The 24,750-nt window shown below is 37.6% G+C and carries 19 protein-coding genes; 16 read left to right on the top strand and 3 right to left on the bottom strand.

Going from position 1 to position 24,750, the window contains the following annotated elements:
• The first annotated feature begins 48 nt into the window (after positions 1-48).
• The 3 genes from PLJ10_09455 to PLJ10_09445 all read left to right on the top strand — a co-directional run bounded on the left by PLJ10_09455 (position 49) and on the right by PLJ10_09445 (position 3,485).
• Entirely contained in the window at positions 49-867 is an 819-nt protein-coding gene (locus PLJ10_09455; protein HOK09875.1) for a hypothetical protein, read from the top strand.
• Positions 868-1,464: 597 nt separating this feature from the next.
• The gene (gene murB / locus PLJ10_09450; protein ID HOK09874.1) at positions 1,465-2,427 is read left to right on the top strand and encodes a UDP-N-acetylmuramate dehydrogenase; all 963 of its coding nucleotides are present in this window, start codon (positions 1,465-1,467) and stop codon (positions 2,425-2,427) included.
• A gap of 5 nt (positions 2,428-2,432) precedes the next feature.
• Positions 2,433-3,485 (top strand): GHMP kinase, encoded by a 1,053-nt coding sequence (locus PLJ10_09445; protein HOK09873.1) that lies wholly within the window; start codon positions 2,433-2,435, stop codon positions 3,483-3,485.
• Between the two features lie 38 nt (positions 3,486-3,523).
• On the opposite strand, the gene PLJ10_09440 is transcribed toward PLJ10_09445, so the two are convergent.
• The gene (locus PLJ10_09440) at positions 3,524-4,111 is read right to left on the bottom strand and encodes an HD domain-containing protein (protein ID HOK09872.1); all 588 of its coding nucleotides are present in this window, start codon (positions 4,109-4,111) and stop codon (positions 3,524-3,526) included.
• 31 nt (positions 4,112-4,142) lie between these two features.
• Positions 4,143-4,601 carry a hypothetical protein gene (locus PLJ10_09435; protein ID HOK09871.1) on the bottom strand — a complete coding sequence of 153 codons (459 nt, stop codon included), beginning with the start codon at positions 4,599-4,601 and terminating at the stop codon, positions 4,143-4,145.
• 102 nt (positions 4,602-4,703) lie between these two features.
• Between PLJ10_09435 and PLJ10_09430 the strand changes: the two genes are divergently transcribed.
• The 12 genes from PLJ10_09430 to PLJ10_09375 all read left to right on the top strand — a co-directional run bounded on the left by PLJ10_09430 (position 4,704) and on the right by PLJ10_09375 (position 20,921).
• Positions 4,704-5,537, top strand: coding sequence for a glycosyltransferase family 9 protein (locus tag PLJ10_09430; GenBank protein HOK09870.1), 834 nt, complete (start codon positions 4,704-4,706; stop codon positions 5,535-5,537).
• A gap of 105 nt (positions 5,538-5,642) precedes the next feature.
• The gene (gene thrS, locus PLJ10_09425; GenBank protein HOK09869.1) at positions 5,643-7,481 is read left to right on the top strand and encodes a threonine--tRNA ligase; all 1,839 of its coding nucleotides are present in this window, start codon (positions 5,643-5,645) and stop codon (positions 7,479-7,481) included.
• Between the two features lie 14 nt (positions 7,482-7,495).
• Positions 7,496-8,272, top strand: coding sequence for a methyltransferase domain-containing protein (locus tag PLJ10_09420; GenBank protein ID HOK09868.1), 777 nt, complete (start codon positions 7,496-7,498; stop codon positions 8,270-8,272).
• A 14-nt stretch (positions 8,273-8,286) separates the two neighbouring features.
• Positions 8,287-9,501: a 23S rRNA (uracil(1939)-C(5))-methyltransferase RlmD gene (gene rlmD, locus PLJ10_09415; protein HOK09867.1), complete on the top strand. Its 1,215-nt coding sequence runs from the start codon at positions 8,287-8,289 to the stop codon at positions 9,499-9,501.
• 146 nt (positions 9,502-9,647) lie between these two features.
• Entirely contained in the window at positions 9,648-12,149 is a 2,502-nt protein-coding gene (locus tag PLJ10_09410; GenBank protein ID HOK09866.1) for a hypothetical protein, read from the top strand.
• 106 nt (positions 12,150-12,255) lie between these two features.
• Complete coding sequence (locus PLJ10_09405) at positions 12,256-13,317, top strand: TRAP transporter substrate-binding protein (GenBank protein ID HOK09865.1); 1,062 nt, start codon at positions 12,256-12,258, stop codon at positions 13,315-13,317.
• Positions 13,318-13,338: 21 nt separating this feature from the next.
• On the top strand, positions 13,339-13,842 hold the full coding sequence (locus PLJ10_09400; protein HOK09864.1) for a TRAP transporter small permease: 504 nt from the start codon (positions 13,339-13,341) through the stop codon (positions 13,840-13,842).
• Positions 13,839-15,146, top strand: coding sequence for a TRAP transporter large permease (locus PLJ10_09395; protein HOK09863.1), 1,308 nt, complete (start codon positions 13,839-13,841; stop codon positions 15,144-15,146). Before PLJ10_09400 ends, PLJ10_09395 begins: the two co-directional genes overlap by 4 nt.
• 24 nt (positions 15,147-15,170) lie before the next feature.
• Positions 15,171-15,632: a universal stress protein gene (locus tag PLJ10_09390; protein ID HOK09862.1), complete on the top strand. Its 462-nt coding sequence runs from the start codon at positions 15,171-15,173 to the stop codon at positions 15,630-15,632.
• Between the two features lie 135 nt (positions 15,633-15,767).
• Positions 15,768-17,087 (top strand): alpha-L-fucosidase, encoded by a 1,320-nt coding sequence (locus PLJ10_09385; protein ID HOK09861.1) that lies wholly within the window; start codon positions 15,768-15,770, stop codon positions 17,085-17,087.
• 342 nt (positions 17,088-17,429) lie between these two features.
• Entirely contained in the window at positions 17,430-18,476 is a 1,047-nt protein-coding gene (locus PLJ10_09380; GenBank protein HOK09860.1) for a Gfo/Idh/MocA family oxidoreductase, read from the top strand.
• A 90-nt stretch (positions 18,477-18,566) separates the two neighbouring features.
• Positions 18,567-20,921 carry a DNA internalization-related competence protein ComEC/Rec2 gene (locus tag PLJ10_09375; protein ID HOK09859.1) on the top strand — a complete coding sequence of 785 codons (2,355 nt, stop codon included), beginning with the start codon at positions 18,567-18,569 and terminating at the stop codon, positions 20,919-20,921.
• A 28-nt stretch (positions 20,922-20,949) separates the two neighbouring features.
• Here PLJ10_09375 and PLJ10_09370 read toward each other — a convergent pair whose 3' ends face one another.
• Entirely contained in the window at positions 20,950-21,375 is a 426-nt protein-coding gene (locus tag PLJ10_09370; protein HOK09858.1) for a hypothetical protein, read from the bottom strand.
• Positions 21,376-21,436: 61 nt separating this feature from the next.
• On the opposite strand from PLJ10_09370, the gene PLJ10_09365 reads away from it, so the two are divergent.
• A complete protein-coding gene (locus tag PLJ10_09365; GenBank protein HOK09857.1) occupies positions 21,437-24,628 on the top strand; it encodes an IPT/TIG domain-containing protein in 3,192 nt (1,063 codons plus the stop codon).
• Positions 24,629-24,750: the final 122 nt, after the last annotated feature.

Genomic DNA, 24,750 nt, shown 5'->3' with positions numbered 1-24,750 from the left:
AATGAAGTGAGTAAAGAAATATTCGATAGAATATGAGGTATAGAGGTTATGCGGTCTAAATTGGGTATGATATTTTTTGCATTATATATCGTAACATGCGTGCTTGGAATAGTTTTAAGTGTCCAAAAATTGATATCGGGTGAAATAAAAAATATTTTATTTCCTCTTGTTCCGATACTTATGCTTTTAATTGGAATTTTAAGCCTCTTTAAGAAGGGAAAAGGGAGTGATATTATAGACAAATATCTTATTCCTATATTTCTAATTGCTTTTGGGTCTTTCCTTATAAGTCAATTATTTGTTTATATAAAAAAAGGAGCCATATTAATAAGTATCATAACTATTTTCTTTACCATTATAACATTCAAAATACTGCGAGAATATATTGATTTTCATTATGCAAAGCCAGATGAGACATTAAATATCGCTAAATTGAAAGGTAAAGGCTATACTATTCAAATGCAACTTCCTGATGGATGGCAAACACATTCTCGTCTTAAAAATGAGTTTTTTGAATTTGAAAACAAAAAAATTAACTGGGGAAGGATTGAAGAATTCCTAATGGAACTAAAAGAACAAACGTTCAGTGAATACATAGAAAATGAAGTAAAGATGTATTTGGATGAGATTTACGGGAAAGATGCAAAGAAAAATGAATATAAACAAATAATATATAAGGGGATTAAACAAATATGTGGGAAGGAAACTGTGGAAATAATACTGGATTTAGAAGAAGCAGTGGAATATCACACTTATATCCGTCAAGACCCTGTATATCTTTTCGTTTTATTTAAAGTAGATAAACATATTTATCCTTCGTATGAAGCAAACATACGAACTGCACTTGAATCTATTAAAATACAATAAGAAAAGGTAATAATTCGAAATATATGAGTTAATCACATCCGTTGAGATGATGATTAGAAAACTCTCTTTTTATAGGTATGTCCAATCTATCCATTCTAATTCATTAGATACCTTTTAAAAACTTTGTATCATTTATGCCATATTTGGTTTAATATTCTTCTTCTTATATAATTGCAAAGTAAAAAACAAGTGCAGGGGTATTTGTGCTACTTATTTGGTGTTAGCGGTATGATTTAAACACAGGGAGGAGGGTGGAGGTAGTACCTGTTTCGAATTTCTCCCAAATCATTTGTTAAAAATTATGGTGTGATTTTCAAAATATGCAATATATTATTGAATATAAATATATAATGGGTTATATCAGCGTTAAAAAAGGATTTTTCTATTAATTAGAATTGTTTTTGTACATTTTCCTGTATTTGTAGTTAAGTGGATACAAAGAAATTGGAAAATTTAATGAGTTAAAGTTTATGTTTCTTTTTAATGGGTTGGTTGTCTTTGTTTTGTGTGTTTATCTATTATATTTGTTGTCATGAGGCTTTATGTTTAAACGTTGTTTTTTTGAAATGATATTGAAGAGAGAATAATGAAGGAAGAATGATTGAAGGAAACTCAAAAATAGAACAGAAACAGTTGGAAGAAATATTGTCATTGAGGTTTGTTTATAGGGATTATCCGTTAGCCCCGCATACGTATTATAACATTGGTGGTTGTGCTGATATAGCCATGATTCCTATCAATGAGGAGGAGATGGCTGTTGCATATAAGTATTTTCAAGAATTTTCGTTACCTCGTTTTATTTTGGGAGGTGGCACGAATGTTTTAATATCTGATAAAGGATTTAGGGGGCTTGTTCTGATAACATGTGCGTATCAACAGATTCAGTCCTTAGGAGGGGATAGGTATTACATCACAAGCGGTGTTGAACTTCAGCGGATTGTTAAGGAGATTATGTTAGAGAACAATTATGAGGGAGTTGGTGCCTTAACGGGGATACCTGGGACGGTGGGAGGTGCTTTATTTATGAATGCGGGTACAGTTAATGGTTGTATTTGTGAGTGGGCAGAAGAGGTGCATTTACTAAGCTCTGGCGGGTTAAGAATGGTTTCGATGTGTCCGTCCCTTTATAATTATCGTTCGCAGAAATTCTGTTCGACGGAAGACCTCATCTTAGGGGCTGTTTTCCATTTCAGGGAATCGGACAAGGACCAACGTCCTATTTATGAACATTATATAAGCCGTAGGAAGGAGAAACAGCCCGAAGGGCATTGTTGTGGTAGCGTGTTTAAGAATCCTCCGAATGAGCATGCGGGCAAGTTAATAGAGGATTGTGGTTTAAAGGGGTATCGTTATGGTGGTGCGGTTATCAGCCCAGTCCATGCTAATTTTATTATGAATGAAGGCAATGCCAGTTTTAATGATGTTTTGTATCTAATTCGTCTTGCAAAACATAAGGTTTTGGAGAAGTTTAACATTTGCCTTGAAGAAGAGGTGCGGATTATTTTTGAAGATGGTTGTTTTCAGTATTGTCCACATCAAACGATTAAAAATGAAGGATAACAGTAATGGGAAAGAAACTGAAGTATGTGATAAATGCTATTGCTCCTATTCGAATTTGTGATTTAGGTGGGTGGACAGACACGTGGTTTGCGGGATATGGTGCAGTGCTTAATATTGGGGTTTATCCTTATGCGGAGGTGCAGATTTATGTTTATGAGGTGGAATCGTTTCATAAGCCTGAGATTATTTTAGATGTTGAAAATTTTGGTGAACGTTATACTCTCAGTCCCAACTTCCCTGAATATGAGAAGCATCCCCTGCTCGAAGCATGTATTGATATTATGTCCTTACCAAAAAATCTGTCCTTTGAAGTAAATTTATTTTCTGAGGCACCTGCGGGTTGCTCTACTGGGACTTCTGCATCAATCAGCGTTGCTTTACTGGGTGCCCTTGATTTATTGACATCGGGGCAGTTGACAGCTCACGAGATTGCCAGTCTTGCTCATCGCGTAGAAACGGAAAAACTTGGTTTACAATGCGGTATTCAGGACCAAATATGTGCAAGTTATGGTGGAATTTGTTTTATAGAGATGTTTGAATATCCTCATGCATCTGTATCGCCTGTTCTCTTGCCGAATGCATTATGGTGGGAGTTGGAGCGTCGTTTAATGTTGGTATATCTTGGCAAGACACATGCATCCAGCGAGGTTCATAAACAGGTTATCCAAAGATTAGAACAGCCGAATAGTGATAAACGTGTGCTGGATATTTTACGACGGTGTGCACATCATGGTAAGAATGCATTGCTTGAAGGGGATTTTGATGCTTTTGCAGAGGCGATGAGAGAAAATACAGAGGGGCAAATGGCTTTACATCCTGCATTAGTTTCTACTACTGCAAAGCATGTTATTGAACTTGCAAAACAGCATGGCGCTATAGGTTGGAAGGTTAATGGGGCTGGCGGAGAAGGTGGTTCTTTAACACTCCTTTTTGATGAGCATAACAAAAACAAACGTAATTTTAAGAAGGCATTATTCGAACTTGACCCTCAATTACAGGTCATTCCTATCTACCTTTCTCGTATGGGTCTTAGACGGTGGTTTTCAAAAACATTGTGATTCGATATAGCAACTAAAAATAGGATATGAGTAATGAATCACATGTTCTCTGGAATGTTTAGTGGTAATGTTCTTCCTGCATATTCGCATATTGCATGAAAAAGTTTTCGGGTTATTTCTATTCCATAATCACAGAAATTTTTGGGATTTTCCCAAAATTCCCTTAAATCTCCTTGATGTTCCCTTTCATAATTCAATACTTTCAGCATCATCTGGACTTTGTCCAGTCCCCGTACTAACTTCGCCTCTGGCGATGATACTTCATGAAATTCACGATGCAAATCAGAATATTTTGTAGAAAGTCCTTCCATTAACTTATCAAAGACAGCCTGTTCTGCTTGTAACTTTTCCTTTGAAAAGTATTTCTGAGTTACAGGCATCGGCATATCCATCATTTTTGATTCTGCTAAATCATGAATAATAGCCAACGTTAAAACCTTATATCCGTCCCACTGATCGGGGAATTGCTCTAAAACAAGCAATGCCAGTAATGACAAAAAATGACTATGAGCGGAAACTGACTCTGGAACGGGAACGCCACGTAATAGAAAGCCTGCCCGTGGTACTCTGTCTAAGGGATGAATTTCTTTAAATATATTTATTATTTTTGCACAAAACTCGTCCATATTTTCCTCATTGTTTTCTATTAAACGTATTTTAAGATAGATTTTGGATTTCTTTTGCTAATGAATTTATCATGTTTTTAAACTGCATATTAAAGATAAAGTTAATGAAAAAGTAGGAGAAAATCAGAATGAAAATAAAGGGAAAAAGCATTTTATGTTCTTTGACAACGGAGAACAAAATTACAATTATGATAACATCCACAACTGGTAAAGCATAGATGGTAAGATATCGGACTAATCGGTAATTTTTCACTGAACAATTGACAACAAATCCACTGCTGGTTCCTTGAATGCAAACTTTATCTATCCATGGATACATAATGGTTTCATCCTTGCTTGAACCTGACAATGGTCGTGATAATTCTATGTCATTTTCAGACTCCCGCTCTATAATGAAGCCTTTTTGCATAAATAGATTGCATAGCTTTTCTAAGTACACTTTTCGTTCACTGTCTTCTACCTCAACCTCAATATTAAAAAAATTTTCCATACCAACAACCTCACAAATATCCATTATTTTTGAAAAATTTTTTTATAATATCTTATCACGGTTTTATTACATAAATAAATATTTTATTAAGTAAAGATGTATATGAACCAATTAGTCGTTTTTTTTGGAGCAATAGGTGATACGATATTGTTTTCCCCTGCCCTTAAAGAGCTTTCTAAAAAGGGAGACGTTTTCGTTGTAGGTTATCCTGAACGAATGTCCCTTCTGGAAAAAGTCGGTTGGGTGAAGAAAACATTTTCACCTGAGGATATTGATTTTACATCACTTTTTTCTTCACCATCTGAGAGGTTAAGAACGTTCTTGGCAAATTTTGATGTCGTTTTCCTTTTTTTACGAAATGCGGATGTTCTGGTGAATAAAGTGAAAGATATAGGGATAGCCCATGTATATGCTTTTGGTGGAACTCCACCTGAGGACTGGTCATTACATGCAGTTGATTATTATTTACATTGTTTAGGTTGTCCATCCATAACAGAGTTTGTTCTACCAATTAAGCCAGGCGGATATCACGGGAATATTATTATCCATCCAGGGAGTGGAAGTCCTAAGAAGAACATGCCTTGTGCATTTTTTGAGGAATTAACAGATAGGCTTCAATGTAAAGGTCTCCCAGTGTGCTGGTGTTTAGGTCCTGCGGAGGAAACATTAGAGGTCCCAAAAAATGTCCAGATATATAAAGAATCGAATTTAGTAAGGTTGACTGAGTATATTGGCGGTGGAAGCGTTTTTATAGGGAATGATAGTGGTATTTCCCATATTGCGGGGGCTGTAGGTGTGAATACGCTTGTACTATTCCGCACTACCAATCCGAATGTCTGGAAACCTTTAGGTCCGAATGTCTATATTTTCAAAATGGAAGATGCTATTATTCCAAAAGTTATAGATACTATATTCCATTTATATTCAAACCAATAAGATATTAAGGGCATACCTTGCCCATCATCTCTATTTTGGAGTAAAATATAGGTTAATCTGATAATCAAGAGAAACATACAAAATATAGATAGGGATTTTTTTACTATGAATAAACAAGAAAATTGTGAAGATAGTTCATTAGCCTCAGAAAATCAACTTTATAAAATTCGTCATTCGTTGGCACATGTATTAGCCCAAGCGGTTCTGGAATTGCGACCAGATGCAAAATTGGCGTTTGGACCGCCAGTTGAGAATGGTTTTTATTATGACTTTGATTTTAATGGGAATCCAATAGGTGAATCAGACATGCCAGAACTTGAAGAACGGATGCGCCGAATTATTAAAGAGAAGCACCCTTTTACTCAAACCTTTATGAAACTTGAAGAAGCGGTAGAATTCCTTGAAAAGATGGGGCAGAGTTACAAAGTTGAATATGCAAAAGAATTGGCAGAAAAAGGTGAAATTGACTCAAAAGGGCTTTCGTTTTATCGGCATGGTCCTTTTGTTGATATGTGTGAAGGACCACACGTGAACCATACTGGGGAACTGCCCAAAGATGGGTTTAAGTTAGACCGCATCTCTGGGAGTTATTGGCGTGGTGATGAAAGAAATCCGATGCTCACCCGTATTTATGGATTTGCATTTCTTAATAAAGCGGAATTGGAACAATTTTTACATCTTCGCCAGTTGGCTATGGAGCGAGACCATCGCAAATTAGGGGAAGAGCTGGATTTATTTATACAAGATTCGGAAGTAGGTGTTGGGCTACCTCTCTGGATGCCAAATGGTACAGTTATCCGTGAGGAATTAGAGAAATGGGCAAAAGAGGAGGAATTCAAGGAAGGGTATTTAAGAGTATCGACTCCATGTATTACCCGTGCGGAATTATATTACCGTTCAGGCCATCTACCATATTATTCGGAGAGCATGTATCCCCCGATGACTCTGGATGAGAATGACCAATACTATCTTCGTCCTATGAATTGTCCACACCATCATAAAATTTATGCGTCCCGTATTCGTAGTTATCGTGATTTGCCGTTACGACTTGCGGAGTATGGGAATGTTTTCCGCTATGAGAAACATGGTTCCCTTTCGGGGTTGTTACGAGTGCGTGCTATGTGCATGAATGATGCCCATATTTATTGTGCCCCTGAACAGGTGGAGAGTGAATTTGTGTCCGTGATGCAGATGTATAGCCGTTATTATGAGCACTTACGATTAGGGAATTTCCGAGTTCGTCTTTCTCTTCATGACCCCAATAGCGATAAATTTGTTGCGGATGAAGAGTTGTGGAATAAGAGTGAAGATATGGTACGGCAAGTATTAAACAATCTGGGAATTCAATATGAAGAGGAAAAAGGTGAAGCGGCGTTCTACGGTCCTAAGGTAGATGTGCAGGTAAGAAACCTTTTAGGTCGGGAAGAAACAGTTTCTACCTGCCAATTGGATTTTGTAATGGCGGAACGGTTTGGACTTACTTATATTGACCGAGATGGACAGCCGAAGAGACCTTTCATCGTGCATCGTGCTCCATTAAGCACTCATGAACGTATTATTTCGTTCCTTATCGAATTTTATGGTGGTGCTTTTCCGACATGGTTGGCTCCTATCCAAATTATGATGGTTCCAGTAAATCCAGTATTACTTGATTATGCTGTATCAATAAAAACAGAGTTACAAAATAAATTGTTCCGTATAGAGATTGATGACAGTCCAGAAACATTCAACAAGAAGATACGAAATGCTGTGGTACGTAAAATTCCGAATATTTGGGTGCTCGGAGAGCGGGAACGGCAAAATCAAATGATTACTTGGCGTCGTTATGCAGTAAAGGAGCAAATTACTGTCCCGCTAACACAGGCAGTCGAAACATTGATACGGTTAAGAGAGAATCGTGTAATGGATAATTTCTCTGACACGCCCTTGCCTTTAGATAAATAACTTGGGTAAGTGATGTGAACACCACGCCAACGAACAGAATATCTAATGAAGACATAGAAAGTAACCAATGGATAAGTATTCATCATGAGACTGAAAAAGATTATTGGTGGTTCATCTTAAAACGGGAGTTAATTCTCCACCTTGCAAATAAAGTTTTACCACCTCCTGGTACTGTGTTGGAGGTTGGCTGTGGCGGTGGCAAATTGTCTTATGAGCTTCAACAGTCGGGGTATCAAGTTGTCAGCACCGATTTTGAACCATCCGCAGTAAAGTTTACTAAAGAGTTGGGTATACTTAAAACGTTTGTAAGCCATTCTGGTGAAGGTATCCCTCTACAGGCTGAGTCAATAGATATGATTATAATGACCGATGTTTTAGAACATATTTATAATCATCAGTTAGCAATCAATGAATGTAAACGGGTATTGAGAAATAAAGGATTTTTAATCATGACTGTTCCAGCATTTCCATGTTTATTCTCATCATGGGACCGTTGGAATCATCATTTCCGTAGATACACAAAAAAGCAATTAAAGACTCTTGCCCATCAGGCACACTTCCACATAAAGAAGCTGAGTTTTTGGAATATTCCAGGTATTCCTTTTGCCATTTTACGAAAAATCATTGATGTTTTTAATCCTTTACAGACCTATCAAGGGTTTCCACCAGTGCCTCGCATGGTAGAGGTTCCATTAAAAGTGCTTGTATCCTTAGAAAATAAATGGATTCAAAAATGTTCATTACCAATAGGTCTTTCACTTGTTTGTATATTCCAAAAACAAACACTATAAATATTAGGCTCACTATGCAGAACAATAAAGTGGAAATACGATGTCCCCATTTTGGAATATGTGGTGGTTGTGCATTTCAAAATGTTCCTTATAAAGAACAATTGAAAAATAAGGAAATGTACTTAAAAAATTTGTTTGCGGACTATATTCCATCTGCCATTCCAATAGAGCCATCGTCAGAGATTTGGCACTACCGAAATAAAATTGACCCCGTATTTTCTCGGGAGCACTTTGAGACGCCACCTCCAGCGGAGATAAAACGTCGGACTGTTCTTGGCTTTAAGAGATTTCGGAGATGGTATGATACGTTTCCAATGGAGGATTGTCTTATAGGACCTTGTAGTGTTCCTGATTTGTTGAAAGCGATACACCAATGGCGAGAGGAAAATCGGTGTGAGGCTTATGACCGCCGAACAAAAGAAGGCATCTTGCATGCTCTTCTCATTCGTCAATCGAGACGCACCTCAGAACGAATGGTTGGAATTGTTACCCGTGAATTAAATCTGAATTGGGAATCTCTAATCGAACAATTAAACAAAAACGTTCCCTGCCAAAGTATTTATGGGGGACTTTATACCCGCACTGCGGAAGTATCACAAGCCCAAGAGTGGCACCTTATACATGGGCAAGAAGTTATCCATGAGAGGATAGTGCTTAACCATGAAAACACAGATATGACGTTCACCTTCCGTATCTCTCCTGCCAGTTTTTTTCAAGCGAATACATTATCAGCCGAAAAGATGTTTTTGCGAATCTACCAATGGACCCGTGAAATAACCCCCGAATATATTTTTGACCTGTATGGAGGTATGGGTACTATCGGGATAATATTATCACATCTTGCAAGTAAAGTATTTTCTGTTGATTGTGTGCCATCTTCCATTGAGGATGGGAAAATAAATGCGGAATTAAACAACGTGGTTAATGTAGAGTTCTATCTCCAAAAAGTTCGTCGTTTTCTAAGTGAACAATCACCTAAATTCTATAAGTCATCATCAAGTACACTGGTTATTGTCGACCCACCTCGCGAAGGACTAACGTTAGGAGTTATAAAAAAATTAACCCAATGGAGACCAAAAGATATAATCTATGTCTCGTGCAATCCCAAAGCCCTTATTCGGGAATTACCATATCTTCTTGAATATTACCAATATAAGGATGGAAATGCATATGATTTTTTCCCACATACTCCTCACTTTGAAACTCTGCTTTGGCTTTCAAGAAAATGAGGGAATAAAAAAAGAAGGGATAAATTTTAAATATAAACTCTAATATGTAATAATGTTATTTATTATTGACATATTATTTACATTGAAATTTGGGAACAAATAAAATCATAATAATAATAAAATGAATATAAGAATGGTGGAATAGGATGCCAGAACCGAAAGATATGGAATTAAGAATATACTGTATCTGTGGCCAGAAGATGCGGGTTCAACCGGATATGTATGGGAGACCGGGTCGCTGTGTTGCCTGCCGACAGAAAATACGTATCCCGCATAGGGATGAATTACCAGAAGGTATTACCGAAATTTACTTAAAAGACCACCCAGAATTCCTCCGCAGAAAATCAACGAAGGATAAATCAGAGGTATTGGGAGACTCCTCTCCTTTCCACGATAAAGGCTCATCTGATTCTGACTATGTTAGTCATGATATTCTTCCTCTTGAATCACTTGAATTTTTACAAATATTAATTTCTGCGGAATATAAAGCCCAGAAGAATCTTCATATGTTACGGCAAAAGAAGCCTGTAGGGAAAGAGACTAAACCAGACTTACTTGGCTATCTTTCAAAAATTCGGAGAATGCGTGCAGATTTAGATGAAAAGATAAAAATTCGCCGTTCTGAAACTTTAGAACAACTGAAACAAATTGAAGATGAAATTGGCGAATTGGTTGTCTCATATCGAACAGGTAGTATTGATTTTAATCATTATTGGAGACGCATAGTTCCATTAAGAATTAGAAGGGAACGGTTATTCAGGAGACGAAAAAATCTTGAAGGTTGGCTATCTACAGTTAGTCCTGAATTGGCAGGTGGATATGTTGATGTAGATTTGACAAAATTGTCAGATAGAGTTCCAGATATTGTATTTCCATTAAGTGAAGAAGAAAATAATACGTCGGTTCTTTCTATTCTAATAGAAGGCTTGCAAAAATCCATCTCTTCTCGGGAGGAGTTAGAACGTCGTTTCATTGAATGGAAAAAGGTCGTTGAAGCAGGGAAGGTGAACAACGATGTTGCCCGAAAAGGTATTGCGGAATATGAAGCAAAATTGAAAATTGCCCACAGTGCCATTTCTTTTTACCGTGAGCGACTTGACCAATTAGCACTGGATTGTGACTTAGACCTCGAGTCAATTGAAAAAAATATTGACCGAATTCAGAAGCAAAAAGAAGCAAAGATTATAGATGCCCAAACTGCTCGACATATAGAAGAAAGCCTTTTCCAGGCACGCTTGGACCTTAGCAAAACACGTGATACAGCACGGCGTGCTATTAGTGCTAATTCTCAGGTAGATATTCCATCCTTACAAGGCACATTTGTGGCACGTATCGGTCCGAGTCGAGGGGCTATAGAAATTGGGAGGGATTCATGGATTGCATGGTTCTGTTCTACCCTTATAATTATGTTAATCATGATTCCAATGACAAGCAGTCAGGGGTTGGTCTCCTCCAAAGTCTTAATTCTAATGGTCGTAGGTCTATTCTTGTCAGCTATTCTTTTAGCAATTGCTGGGTCTATTCCTTACCGAAGATGGCGTGGAATAGCGTTAAATCTTTTATGGGTAATTTACGTAGTCGGATATACAATCTATATTAATCTTACATGGTATAGCCTTACCCCATTAGGTGGGCAACTTCGGGTCTCTTCAAATGGACTCTTCTCTCTGAGCATCGTTTCTGTCTATGTTGTTTTATTCCTAATCGGTGTTGCTTCCTGGCTTTCAGTTTATAAAGAGCAGGGCATGAAGTGGATACCTCTTTGTTCTACTATCCTCAATGTTTTATTTGTTTTCCTTATCTTATCGGACTTTTTTGGAGTTGCTCAGGGGAATGTGATTCTCGGCGCAGCAGGTCGGATGAACTATGTATCCAATTTAGATGCATATCAGGTCGAGATATCTCTTTACAATAAAGGGCTACGCTCCGTATGGATTGGAAATGATTTAGCTCAAGTTCCTGCACCTGTTTTCGTTAAGGTCTATTCAGAAACAGATGAGAAAAAGGAATATTTCCCATATGAAGCAAAAATTGGAGGGAAGGAGAGATTGGCTTTTGAAAAAGTGTTTAACCAAGCAGATGGAAAGGTTCCACCAAAAAGAGAAGCCTTCCTATACTATCAGCTCCCATCTGGAACATATATTGTAAAATTGCTTGGCGAAGGCCCAATTTATCAACCGAAACAAATACGTCTTGTTTTGCCGGAACAAAAAAAAGATACTTCACAAGATAAACCTGTGGATGCCAATCAAGTAGAGATAAAAAAAGAAAATCAAGCAGTGGACTCATTGGTAGAGACTCAAGAGACAAATATATCTAAAGTAGAAGGGTCTATCTTTGAAGAACTCTCTGATACAGAGGCGTCAAATATGCGGTTGTCATCAGGCGAACTGTTAGTTTTTTTCCACGGGTTTGCACAAGTAACAAACGGGAGCGGTGAGAACAGTAACTCCCCAAAATTTAGAATTTCTATCCGCACTTCGGATAGCAACGTATCTGAGAAATTTGCCAATTTAGGTGAACGAATTGCAGGAGACTGGATATTATCCGAATTTAGCCAACAAAGAGAAACGATTACACTTAATTATAAGGGTAAAATTTTTATAGCAAAGATTGGCAAATATTATAAACTTCAGCTCAATGATTAATTATGTTTTAACGTAATAGAGCATACATTTTTTTATAAGTTGCAAGGAATAAAGGGAACAAATTATTATTAAAGAACAAAAACATTTAATTAAGAGGGTGAAGTATATGAAAAAGACACAAGGAGCATGTTTATTACTTACTTGTATTGCCATTATTGGTATGTGCATTTTAACTGGTTGTGGGGGTTCTGAAAAGACAGGCTCTACTCCTTCCGCATCTCCTGCTAAAGCGGAAAAACCAATTGAACTAACGTATAGTGTGTTTTTCCCTGCAACCCATACCCAATACAAACTTGCAGAAAGTTGGGCAAAAGAAGTTGAGAAAAGGACAAATGGCAAAGTCAAGATTATAATGTATCCTGGAGGTTCTCTAACTAAGGCAGACCAGTGCTATGAAGGTGTGGTTAATGGTGTTTCAGACCTTGGTATGAGTTGCTTTGCATATACACGTGGTAGGTTTCCATTATTAGAAGTTTTAGATTTACCCTTGGGTTATCCAAGTGGAAAGGTAGCTACACGAGTAGCGATGGACATTGTTAAGAAATATCAACCAGCTGAGCTAAGCAACGTGCAGGTGCTTTATGTTCACGCTCATGGACCAGGGATATTAGCCAGTAAGAAGCCTGTCCGTACCTTGGAAGATTTGAACGGACTTAAAATCCGAGCCACAGGTTTATGCACAAAAATAGTTGAGAAATTGGGTGGTCAACCTATTGGAATGAGTCAACCTGAAACATACGAAGCCCTTCAAAAAGGTGTGGTAGATGCGACCTTCTGCCCTATGGAAACACTCCAAGGCTGGAAACAAGGGGAAGTTATCCAGGCGGTGACAAATAGCCAGTGCATCGGTTATACAACAGCCATGTTTGTGGTCATGAACAAGAATAAATGGGAAGCACTGCCTCCTAATATTAGGGAAATAATACAGAAAGTTAGTGAAGAATGGGTAGATAAACATGGCGAAGGATGGGATACTGATGATGATAATGCACGAAAATATATTGAAGGAATGGGCAAAGAAATTATCTCATTATCCCCCGAAGAACAAGAACGTTGGAAAAATGCAATACAACCTGTGATTCAGGATTATGTCTCAGTTAATGATGGATTACCACGTGCAGAGATATTAAGTGACACACAGAAAAGGATTCAGGAACTCAGCCAATAGAGGTTATATATTTTTTTGAAGATGAAATGGACTCGTTTTGTTGAAGGATATGGTAAAGGGGTACGTTTTATTGTTTACGGGATGGGGGCTATTTCTGCATGTGCATTGCTGTTTATTGTAGCGGTAGTTGTTATTGATGTAGTTGGCAGAATCTTCGGGAAGGGGATTACAGGAAGTTTTGATTTTGTCCGTTTATTATCGACTGTTGTTTTAGGTGGTGCATTGCCCTACACGACTGCTGTCAAAGGCCATATTGCTATTGAGTTTTTTTTCAGACGAGTTGGGAAAAAATGGAGGGTATTTATAGATACTATTTCCCGTTTGTTGATGCTTATCTTATTCATTTCTGTAATTGCAGTATTGATTAAGCATGGATTTTCTTTATACGCTTCTGGAGAAGTTACCGCAACAGTACAATTACCTATATTCTGGGTTCCCTTCTGGTTAGCCCTTTCCTTTGGAGTGACCTCACTTGTAAAAATCTATCATATCCTTCAACCTGGGAAGGAATTGATTAAGCCATGAGTCTAACAGGTTACGGGATTGTCGGAATTGCTCTCTTGTTATTATTACTCATGGCAAGTATGCCTGTGGCTTTTTCAATGATGGGTATTGGATTGGCAGGGTTTGCATGGGTAACCAGTAAAAATGCTGCGTTTACTATGCTCGCGAGTGATTTAATTGACACATTTTCATCGACCAGCCTCGTAGTAATACCGCTCTTCGTTCTGATGGGGCAAGTTGCATTTCATTCAGGTATTAGCAAACGATTATTTCGTTCTGCTTATCAGTGGATTGGTTCTCTTCCAGGTGGTTTAGCTATGGCTACGGTTGTCGCATGTGCTCTCTTCGGGACTATTTGTGGGTCAGGTCCTGCCACTGCTGCGACAATGTCTGCAGTTGCTTTACCTGAAATGCGGAGGTATAAATACAATGATGCATTAGCCAGTGGAACGGTTGCTTCTGCTGGTGGATTAGGGATGATGATTCCCCCCAGTGTTGTATTCATCGTTTATGGAATTCTTACTCAACAATCCATAGGTAAACTTTTTATAGCGGGCATTTTCCCTGGTGTTTTTGTTGCTTTACTGTTTTGTATAAGTATTTATATCCGTTGCCTTAAAAATCCAGACTTAGGTCCTGCAGGTCCTAAAACGGGATTGCGAGAAAAACTTATTTCGTTAGGAGGAGTTATAGAGACACTTATCCTCTTTCTAATAGTAATGGTGGGTATCTTTTTGGGATTTTTCACTCCAACTGAAGGGGCAGGCATCGGTGCTGGAGGAACGATACTCCTTTCAATAATATTACGGCAAATTACATGGAACGGGTTTGTGCGAGCACTGATGGAAACAATTAGAACATCGTGCATGATTCTTATTATTGTTACAGGTGCGGTGATTTTAGGACGTTTCTTCGCTATTACTCGTTTACCTATGACCATTGCAAATGGACTGATTGGATTACCTTTGCCCAACTGGGGAATTTGTTTACTTGTACTCATTTTCTATATGGTAGGAGGTTGCTTTATTGATGCGTTGGCTCTCATTCTTTTGACTATTCCTATCTTTTACCCAGTTATACAGCAATTAGGATATGACCCTATTTGGTTTGGGGTAATGATTGTATTATTAACTCAAATCGGAGTAATCTCACCACCTGTGGGTATTAATGTCTATGTAGTTAGTGGGATGGAACGAGATTTGCCTTTATCTACTGTGTTCCGTGGTTCGATTCCATTTTTATGGATACTTGTTATTGTGAGTATACTTTTCTTATTTATCCCAAATCTCATTTTATTTTTTCCAAACTGGTTATCAACAGTTTAACCAACCTTTTATGAGGATGCAGATATGAGTAAAGAGAACTCGTTATTCCATGTGCTTTTCTGTACAGATTTTTCTGAAAACGCAGATATTGCTTTTGATTATGCTTTAGATTTGGTTTTACGACGACCCCAATCCATTCTGACTATCTTACATGTAATTCCGGAACCGGAAGCACAGTTTTGGAAAACATATATTTATGAGGTTGAAAATCTCGATGAAAAAGCCAGACAAGATATTGACAATCGGATTGCTCAAACCTACTTATCTAAAATACCTCCTGAGGTCGCTGTGTTGGTTGAGATTCGAATCGGAAGGGACTATCAAACCATATTGGAATTTGCAAATGAAAGAAAAGTAGACATGATTGTTATGGGGCGTAGAGGACACAGCACATGGGAACGGCCTTTCTTTGGAAGCGTTACCGAACGAGTCGTACGCCGTGCTGAATGTCCTGTTCTTGTTGTCCCTCGTTCTGCTAAAAAGTAAAAACAACCGAAGTCAATTTAAAACCATTTTCACTCAGCAATCAGAGATACAATCAGACAAATGTTTATGCTACACTAATTTCAATGGCTCATTTTGTACATGTTATGACTTACTGTATAAAAGAAAGGAACATTTATGAATTTATTATCCATGTTGCTTCTGGTAGGTATTGGAGTGGGGTATGAGCCGACCTGGGAGTCATTAGACCAAAGACCCAATCCACAATGGTTCGAAGACGCAAAGTTCGGCATTTTTATCCATTGGGGCGTGTATTCTGTTCCGTCATGGGGACCAAGAGACCAATATGCGGAATGGTACTGGTACTATATGGAAGATAAAAATAGCGAGACATGGAAATTCCATAAAGAGAAATATGGTGAGACGTTCAAATATCAGGATTTTGCACCGATGTTTAAAGCAGAGTTATTCGACCCAGACCAATGGGCAGATATATTTAAACGCTCAGGAGCAAAATATGTTGTTCTAACTTCAAAACATGTTGAAGGTTTCTGTCTCTGGCAAGCACCGCATAGTTGGAATTGGAATTCTGTAGATATAGGTCCACATCGGGATTTGGCAGGGGATTTGATAACTGCTGTCAGGAAAATGGGTTTGAAAATGGGGTTTTACTACTGTATGTATGAATGGTTTAATCCACTTTATAACACTGATGTGAATACATATGTAGATGAATACATGTTACCACAGATGAAGGATTTGATTGTTCGATATAAGCCAGATGTATTTTGGCCAGATGGTGAATGGGATCATCCAAGTTCCGTCTGGCGTAGCACGGAATTTTTAGCATGGCTATTTAATGAATCGCCCGCACCAAAAGATATTGCAATAAATGACCGCTGGGGTAAGGAATGTAGAAATATTCATGGGGGCTTCGCAACACCCGAGTACGGGAATATTCCTGATGGACATCTAATTAAACAAGGTAGATTTGAAGAATGTCAGGGTATGGGCAAATCGTTTGGTCTAAATAGAAATGAGGATGCGGATTGTTACCGTAGCACAACGGAATTGCTTCACCTGCTGATAGACAATGTCTCGCGAGGGGGTAACCTGCTACTGGACATAGGTCCATCCGCAGATGGACGCATACCAGAGATAATGCAGGAACGATTATTAGAAATGGGCAAATGGTTAGAAGTCAATGGCGATTCTATTTATGGAACGGACGTATGGAAAGATGCCCCAAAGATGGAGAATTTCCGTTTCACCCGCAAGGGGAACACCATATATGCTATTGCTTTGAAATGGCCTCCCGATAAATGGGCTATCCCGAAATCTAACGAATTCCAGACCTCACCAAAAGTTACCCTATTAGGCACCGATATAACGATTCCTGTAGAGGACGATAATGGTGAATGGATAATAACAACCCCATGTGTTTCACCAGTACAAATTCCCTGCCAACACGCCTGGGTGTTTAAGTTAACGTTTTAAAGTTCTGTAGATATTTTCAATATTCAACGGACGAATACATACGTTTACTAAATTGTTATTCATATCCTTGTTAAGGTGACGACTGCCCAGACTATGTCATATACATAATAGCCATTTATACCTTATCTGCATATTAATTGCCTTATGTACTCTCTCGATATTTATTTTGATGTTACATTATTTCACATTTGCTATTGTTTTGTAGTTAAAAGGTATTGTAAATCTGTAGTTAGGAAAGGGGAAGTAGAGATTGATTTGATTAGGAGATTGTAGGAAAATTAAACTACACTATAAAAGATAGGGTCAAATATAAATTCAATTTGCAAGATAAGGAATAAGACAATGCAAAGTTTAGGTTTTCACTTGTTTTTCGTGGCTTGTTTGATTGTATTATCAATGTCATTCTGTGGACAGGCACAAGATACTTCACAGGCTCCACCGTTACAAGAGACTGACAAAGAACTTAACATTGGTTTGGTTGGGTTAGATACCTCACATGTTATCACCTTTGCACAGATATATAATGATATGAACAATCCTAAACGTGTTCCTGGTGCACGAATTATTCTTGGGTATCCTGGAGGTAGTCCAGACCTTGAAGCCAGTTCTTCACGTGTTGCTGGTTTTACGGAGCGATTAAAGAAAGAGTTTGGTGTTGAGATTGTAAATTCTATCGAGGAATTATGTTCACGGGTTGATGCTGTGATGCTTACCAGTGTAGATGGGCGTGTGCACCTTGAACAAGTAAAACCTATATTCGAAGCCAAAAAACGGGTTTTCATTGATAAACCACTTGCAGGTTCGTTAACAGACGCCATTAAAATTGCGAAGTTGGCTAAAGAACATAATGTCCCTTGGTTTACCAGTTCTTCTTATCGTTTTTATAAGGGCTTGACACAGATGTTAAAGCAAGATATTGGTCCAATACATACGGCCATCTCCTATGGCCCGTGTCATTTGGAGCCTCACCATCCTGATTTGTTCTGGTATGGGATACATCCGACAGAGGCTCTTTATACAGTGTTAGGTAGAGGTTGCGAAACGGTAACACGGGTCAGCACAGCTGATACGGATGTAGTTACAGGTGTTTGGAAGGATGGACGTGTTGGAGTTTTGGTTGGATTGCGGAAGGGAGATTTACCTCATCAAGTTATTGCTTTTGGAGAGAAGGGAACTGCACGCCAAGAGGAGGATAGTGATTTTTCACCGTTGGCTGAAGAAATTGTTAAATTTTTTAGAACTGGTGTACCGCCAGTAGACCCAGAAGAAAGTATCGAAATGTTTTTATTTATGGAATCTGCGGATGAAAGCAAACGTCAGGGAGGGAAACCTATTCGACTTGAAGAGGTCTTAGCAAATGCAGAAAAACAAATTGCTGAAGGGAAATAACAATATAAAAAATTAGAAACTGTTGTTTAGTAGGCAAGTACTATAAAAATGATAAGAACAATCAATACAGGCTAAATAATAGTATATAAAATGTTAATCAACAGGCATTTAGTTGTTGCATGCGGAGGGTTTGTTACTGGCTTTATCCTCGCTGAATTCCAGTGGATTAACTGGTATATCTGTGTTTTAACTTTTATTCTCAGCCTGTTTTTATGTTTTGGAAAACATAGATTTCAATCCTATGATGAGATTTGGATATTTATTCTTTTCTTCTCAGTGGGTTCTATTACATACCTTTCTAATCCTTTCCCGAAAGAGGGGGATGCCTTGTTTCAGTGGTTAAAACAAAACCCGGTCAATACTCGCGTTGAAGTGGAAGGATATGTGGTTAAGAATGAACCTTTTAATGCTGACTCTCCTGAGCTTCGATTTATATTGCAAGTTCTCCGTGTTAAAAATAGCCGTGGCACATGGACAGATATGAAGGGTAAGATGTCGGTTGACTGTAAGAATATTACACATCCTATATATGTTCATACAAAACTTAGAGTGGTTGGAAAACCTAATATCTATTTAAGTCCTAACAATCTCTCCCTATACAACTATGAGGATTATCTACATTCACAGATGGTTTTCTCAAAAATTCAGACATCGGGAAAACAACTTAAAATTCTGCATGAATACCACATCTCTCCTCTCTTCTGGATTTCTAAACTTCAACAATACCTTTATGGGCGGTTTATAAAATATTCTCCATCATCTACGGTAGATATAGCCCATGCTATCTGGTTAGGCGACCGAAGTGGTTTAAGTTTTGAAGAAAAACAGCAGTTTGTTAGAACAGGAACAATACACATCCTTGCTATTTCTGGATTACATATTGGACTTTTGTATTGGTGCATTCGCAAGTTATGGCAGATAATCGTTCCATTTAAGGAGAAAGGTGCAGGCATCTTTGCCCTGATAGTTTGCTTTTTATACACCATAATGAGTGGGGCGCATGGTTCGTCATTAAGGGCTTTGTTAATGTTGAGCATTTACGAGATATATGTTATTTGTAAACGGGAGGGAGATATTCTATCCTCTCTTTCCCTCACAGCCCTTCTTTTGTTTACATTTAATCCTGATTGCATTCGCGACGTAGGAACACAGATGTCATTTATGGCAGTAGCATCTATTATATTATTTGATAAGCCGATATCCAAGTTGTTTAGATTTTTACCATGGACACTTAGGTCCTATGTGACAGTTGTTATATCTGCACAAATTCTTCTACTTCCACTACTGATGAAATTCAATACACAAGTAAATTTTCTCTCTCCATTAATTAATCTTTTAGTTGTACCTCTTGTTGGTATTTATCTTATATCAAGTGTAGGAGGAGTTATTACCATTTTTCTTCCTGGTATTCCTTACCTCTTTTTCTATTCCAGTTCCCTCTCCCTGTTATTAATACAATGGATATGCTCCTTTGGCAGTTCGGTTTCGCAAACGATCATTTATTTGTCTCATCCAACATATATAGGTGTTTTAGTATACTTTGTCACCTCCTATTTCTTATATCGATATTTAAGGACTTTCAAAAGGAGAGACCTGCTTTTTCTTTTATCTTCGTGTGTTATCCTATGGTTCACGTGGAGTGGGCTATACTTAAACAAAGGAGGCTTTGTTCATCTGCTTGATGTTGGACATGGAGATGCTATTGTAATTACAACACCTGAGGGTGAACATCTACTTTTTGATAGTGGAACAGAAGATAAGGGACGGGCGATAGTTGTTCCATTTCTCCATGCCCAAGGGATTCGTAAACTTGATTATGTTATTGCGTCACATGCAGATGAAGACCATATTGGTGGGTTAATACCTATTATTGAAACCTATCAAGTTGATAATTTCCTTTATGGTGAAGGTTTTGAAACAAATCCATTAGGTATGGAACTACTGGAAAGAATTAAAATGATTAAATGCTCAATTTTAAAATTAGAAGCAGGCAAGCGGATATATCTTAAAAAAGGTTGGCTCGATGTCCTTTATGCTGGTAAAGTCGCTTATATAGAGACAAATTACAATTCCGTCGTTGTGAAGTTTTGCTATGATAATTTTACAACTTTATTGACAGGCGATTTTCCAGCAGAGATTGCTAAAAAGGAATTGCAACCAGATAAATTTTCAGCACACATTTTAAAATTACCGCATCATGGTCTGAAAAACTCTTTAAATAGGGACTTTCTTGAGATGGTAAAACCGCAGGCAGTGGTGATTTCTTGCAATGGATTTCATCGAAATTTTGGGATGCGAGCTGAAATAAAGGAATTGTTAGAACAATATCACGTCCCTTATTGGCGGACAGACTATCATGGTGGAATCTGTATTCATTTTACCCTTAATGACGTTTCTATTTTAGGAGCCCGTCATGTAAAAGGTTATACATTACAACCAAGATAAATGGAGGTCTATCCTTATGTTATATGTTTTATTTTGGTTTGCTTTTCATTAGCAGAATCTGGTTGCGTAGCTTTTGAATTTGCAGTTGTAATTCTGAAATGGAGGGTATTGACATTTCATCCGCATCAGACATAACACTTTCTCTCTGTATATTGCCATCATGTGAAGTGCAGTCTGTTTGTAGCAGATTTAATTTTTCTTCTAATTCCCGTATTTTTTCATTTTGCAATTGGATTATTCGCCTTTGTTCTTCGATAATGGCTTCCATTGTTTTCTTCTCTTCATCAAATACCCCCTTATCTTCATGTTCAGAAATAGTTCCTGCTGTTATATTAGAGGTAGATTGTGACGTGACGTTTGTCTCTGGTGCACTATTAGGCATGGAATTGCTACATTCTTTTAATAACTCTTTAAGTTGCTTCCAATCTGGCTGAATAGGTTGATTTTCTGTCATACGTATTTTATTTTATTATATTAAAGTGTATATATTTAGAAAAATCTTATAGGTCAATAGTATGAAGTTGTTTAATGCTTTAATTTTAATATATCTACTTTTCTCTTTACCAGTAGGACTATACGCAGAGGATATCCTCGTTTTAACTGAGACAAAATCAGTGTCAGGTGAGACAGTCCGTTTATGCAAGGAAGTATATCGGTCGGGAAATGGGCAACTTTTATATCCGCAATTCTTCATGACTGTACCTGGCAAAAGTGTATTAGATATGTTTCCTCTATCCAATGAAAACCAAAATCAATATGTTTTATTTACATTATCCATGAGTGGATTATTACAAAATAAATATAATGATGGTTTTTACTATATACATTTGGAAAATGGGATAACCAGAGATATAAAATATTTTTTAACTCACCCTGATTGGCAGATTATTAAAGTATATCCTTATAAGAAAGGAGAGCAGTTACATTTTATTGTATTTGAGGGAAAAGAATCTGAACACATATCACTTGGTAGGGCTCTTTTATTCGACTTAGAGGATGACAAGTTTATACAAACTTATGATTCCGAGATTCCATTACCTTTCGCCCCAGATAAAATATGTCCTTTAGGGGATAGTGGGATGTATATAGTCGGGAAATCGGGATACTTAGGAATTCCGCAATTTTGCATCGTTGACACGTTTCTGAAAATGAGTCGCCCTTTAGTATTGGATGAATTACAAAAGGAATATTCGATATATGACATCGCCTTCTTTGAAAATCAATTTTTAGTGATGTTGCTTTCATTTTGGGATGATAGTGAACAAAGTGGCAAGAAAAGTGAGGTGTATGTAATAGATACAAAATCATGGTCTTGTATCACAGAACCTATGTCCCTTTTAGGAGCAGGGACAACTAACAAATCCAACATATTTGTATCGAATGGAGGTTTCTGGATTAGCACCGAATCTCCTGAAGATGGGTTTGGCTATTTAACATTCGCAAGATGGAATCCCGTTGACGGTTGGAATAAAGAGTTGGAGTACTCGTTTAGTGGGGTAGAATATGGTTGGATTGTGAGTATTCAACCCCAAAAAGAGATGGCTAGTGTCGCATTTGGTAACCGCATCGAACTCATGGGCAAACCATTCCAAAAATCTTGGGTCGGGAAGTTAGATAAACAGGTTACCTATTTGGGATGGTTATCTGACAATAGGCTTATCATTGGCAGTGGCGGAAAATTATATTATCTTGACATTACCGACCTATCTATAAAAGAATGGCTTACTATAAATTCAGGATGGGTCTCTAATATTTTACCTCTTCCCTCAAACATAGAATTGCCAACACCCATCGATGAAAACAAAATATCAATAGAAAAAATACAATTTCAGGAAAGTCTTGCAGGGAAAGAAACTCGAGCAGTCCTACTAAACGAAAACAGCCCTAACCCTATATCCTGGTCTGTGTCTTTCTTAAGTAACCCAGTAAAGTGGTTAAGTTGGTACCAAGAACATGGGTTAAATAATGATATTTTATATCTTACCGTGATTCCTTATCATCAGGATTGGAAAGATCTATCAGCATGGCTTCGTATTGAACCTATATTAAGCGAAACTGCAAATAATGACGTTTTACAACCAACAACGAAATATCTCCATGTCGTTTTGAATAAAAAAATTGCAAATCCCCGTAAAGTATTATGGATATGGGGACAGAACATTTCTGATTCTTTCCGTGATAGTAAAGACCCACGAGGCTTGAAAGCGTTAGGTGATTTATTGGCAGGACTTCCGTTCCAGTTTGAGCATGAGGAGATGTCAGAACCTTCTATTCAAAACTTACTGCCCTATTTTCAAATCGCTGTTATCGAGGCAATAGCAATTGCAAATGGCGTTATTACCATAAAGGATATGTTAAACTATGTGTCGGATGGAGGCAATGTATTGCTTCTTGGCGATTATTGGCCTCAAGGTGACCCTCACTTCTTTAATTATTGGCTATCGAGTATAAATGCTTATTACAATCCTAAGCAACGGGTCGATGGTGTATTCCCTGTAGAAACAAATGATATACTTACCTCATGCTGGAAAGACTTTTCCATCACTGGTGGTGGTACTCTCAAATGCATTCCTATAACAAAAACGATATTCCCTTCTACAAATCATGATATAAAAAATATGAAACAAGTAGCATTTCTCACCAGAAGTTATGGCTATGGGAAAATAGCCATTTTAGCGGGAAGAACACCTATTAATACCCAAAACCTTGTTAACCCCTTGAATAGAGTATTTGCATTACAATTATTTCAGTGGCTATCCCAAGCCGATACGAACTATGCTGACGTTGATGGCGATGGATTAGAAGACTTACTTGAAGACCGAAATCAAAACGGTGTGTACGACATAGGTGAAACACATCCTTTAAAATGCGATACGGACAGAGATGGCATTCCTGATGGTCTGGAAGACCTTAACCATAATGGTATTTGGGACACCGATGAGACGGATCCAACCTGTGAAGATAGCGATGGGGATAATATCTGGGATGGGGCTGATGTGCAGGTTATCCTTGCACCCAATAAGGTCATCATTTCTCGTTTAGACCCTGCTAATGCTCCTGCGGAAGGAGGTAATCTTATCTTCATTCAAGGGAGAAATTTTTCGACTGATACACAGTTTTGTTTTGGTACCCGACCTTCACCACTTGTTCGTATTTTGTCACCTGAATTTGCAATGGCTGTAGCACCCGAATACCCTATTAATAGAGGTGGCAAAACCTTTGTCTATGCAATCCGAGGCTCAGACCAAACAACTATGAGCCCTAAAAAACCATTTATATATGAACCAAAAAATGAAGTCATTGTTTCTATGTCTTCAATAACAGATGAGAAAACCAACAACGTTATCTATGGAGGTGTTAGGTTTGAAATCATACCTCCTTCGAAGAAATATCTTCAACGGGTAAACATCTTATTGCGAATTAGCAAGACATCGTCACCTCAAATTAAACCAATAACTAAAGATAAAAATTGTAACATCACATTAAACAGAATTAAGGATGATTGGTGTTTACTAAAAGTTGAAATAAAAAAAGAGAGATTAATGCGTAACCCAATAATCTTTGATATTTATACCTCTGAACAGATAGAGTCTGAAGAACCTGTAAAACAGTTTAAGCCAGAAATTATCAAGATATGGGCTGAAACCCTATTCAATGGAAAGTTTATTGTAAAATTTGAGGATAAAACATTAGTTTCACAGGAATAACTGTCCTATTTCAACACATTATAGGTCTCGTTAATAAAACATTGTAATTTGTTAATTGCTTATTAAAAGTTGTAATTTAATATAAAGGTTTAAGGAATCTTAATAATTTTTTGAAAGGAATC

It is taken from the genome of Candidatus Hydrogenedens sp., from assembly GCA_035361075.1.
In the GTDB taxonomy this organism is placed as follows: Bacteria; Hydrogenedentota; Hydrogenedentia; order Hydrogenedentales; family Hydrogenedentaceae; genus Hydrogenedens.
Note: the sequence above shows the minus strand (reverse complement) of the source record. Positions and strands in the feature narration are given on the sequence as shown.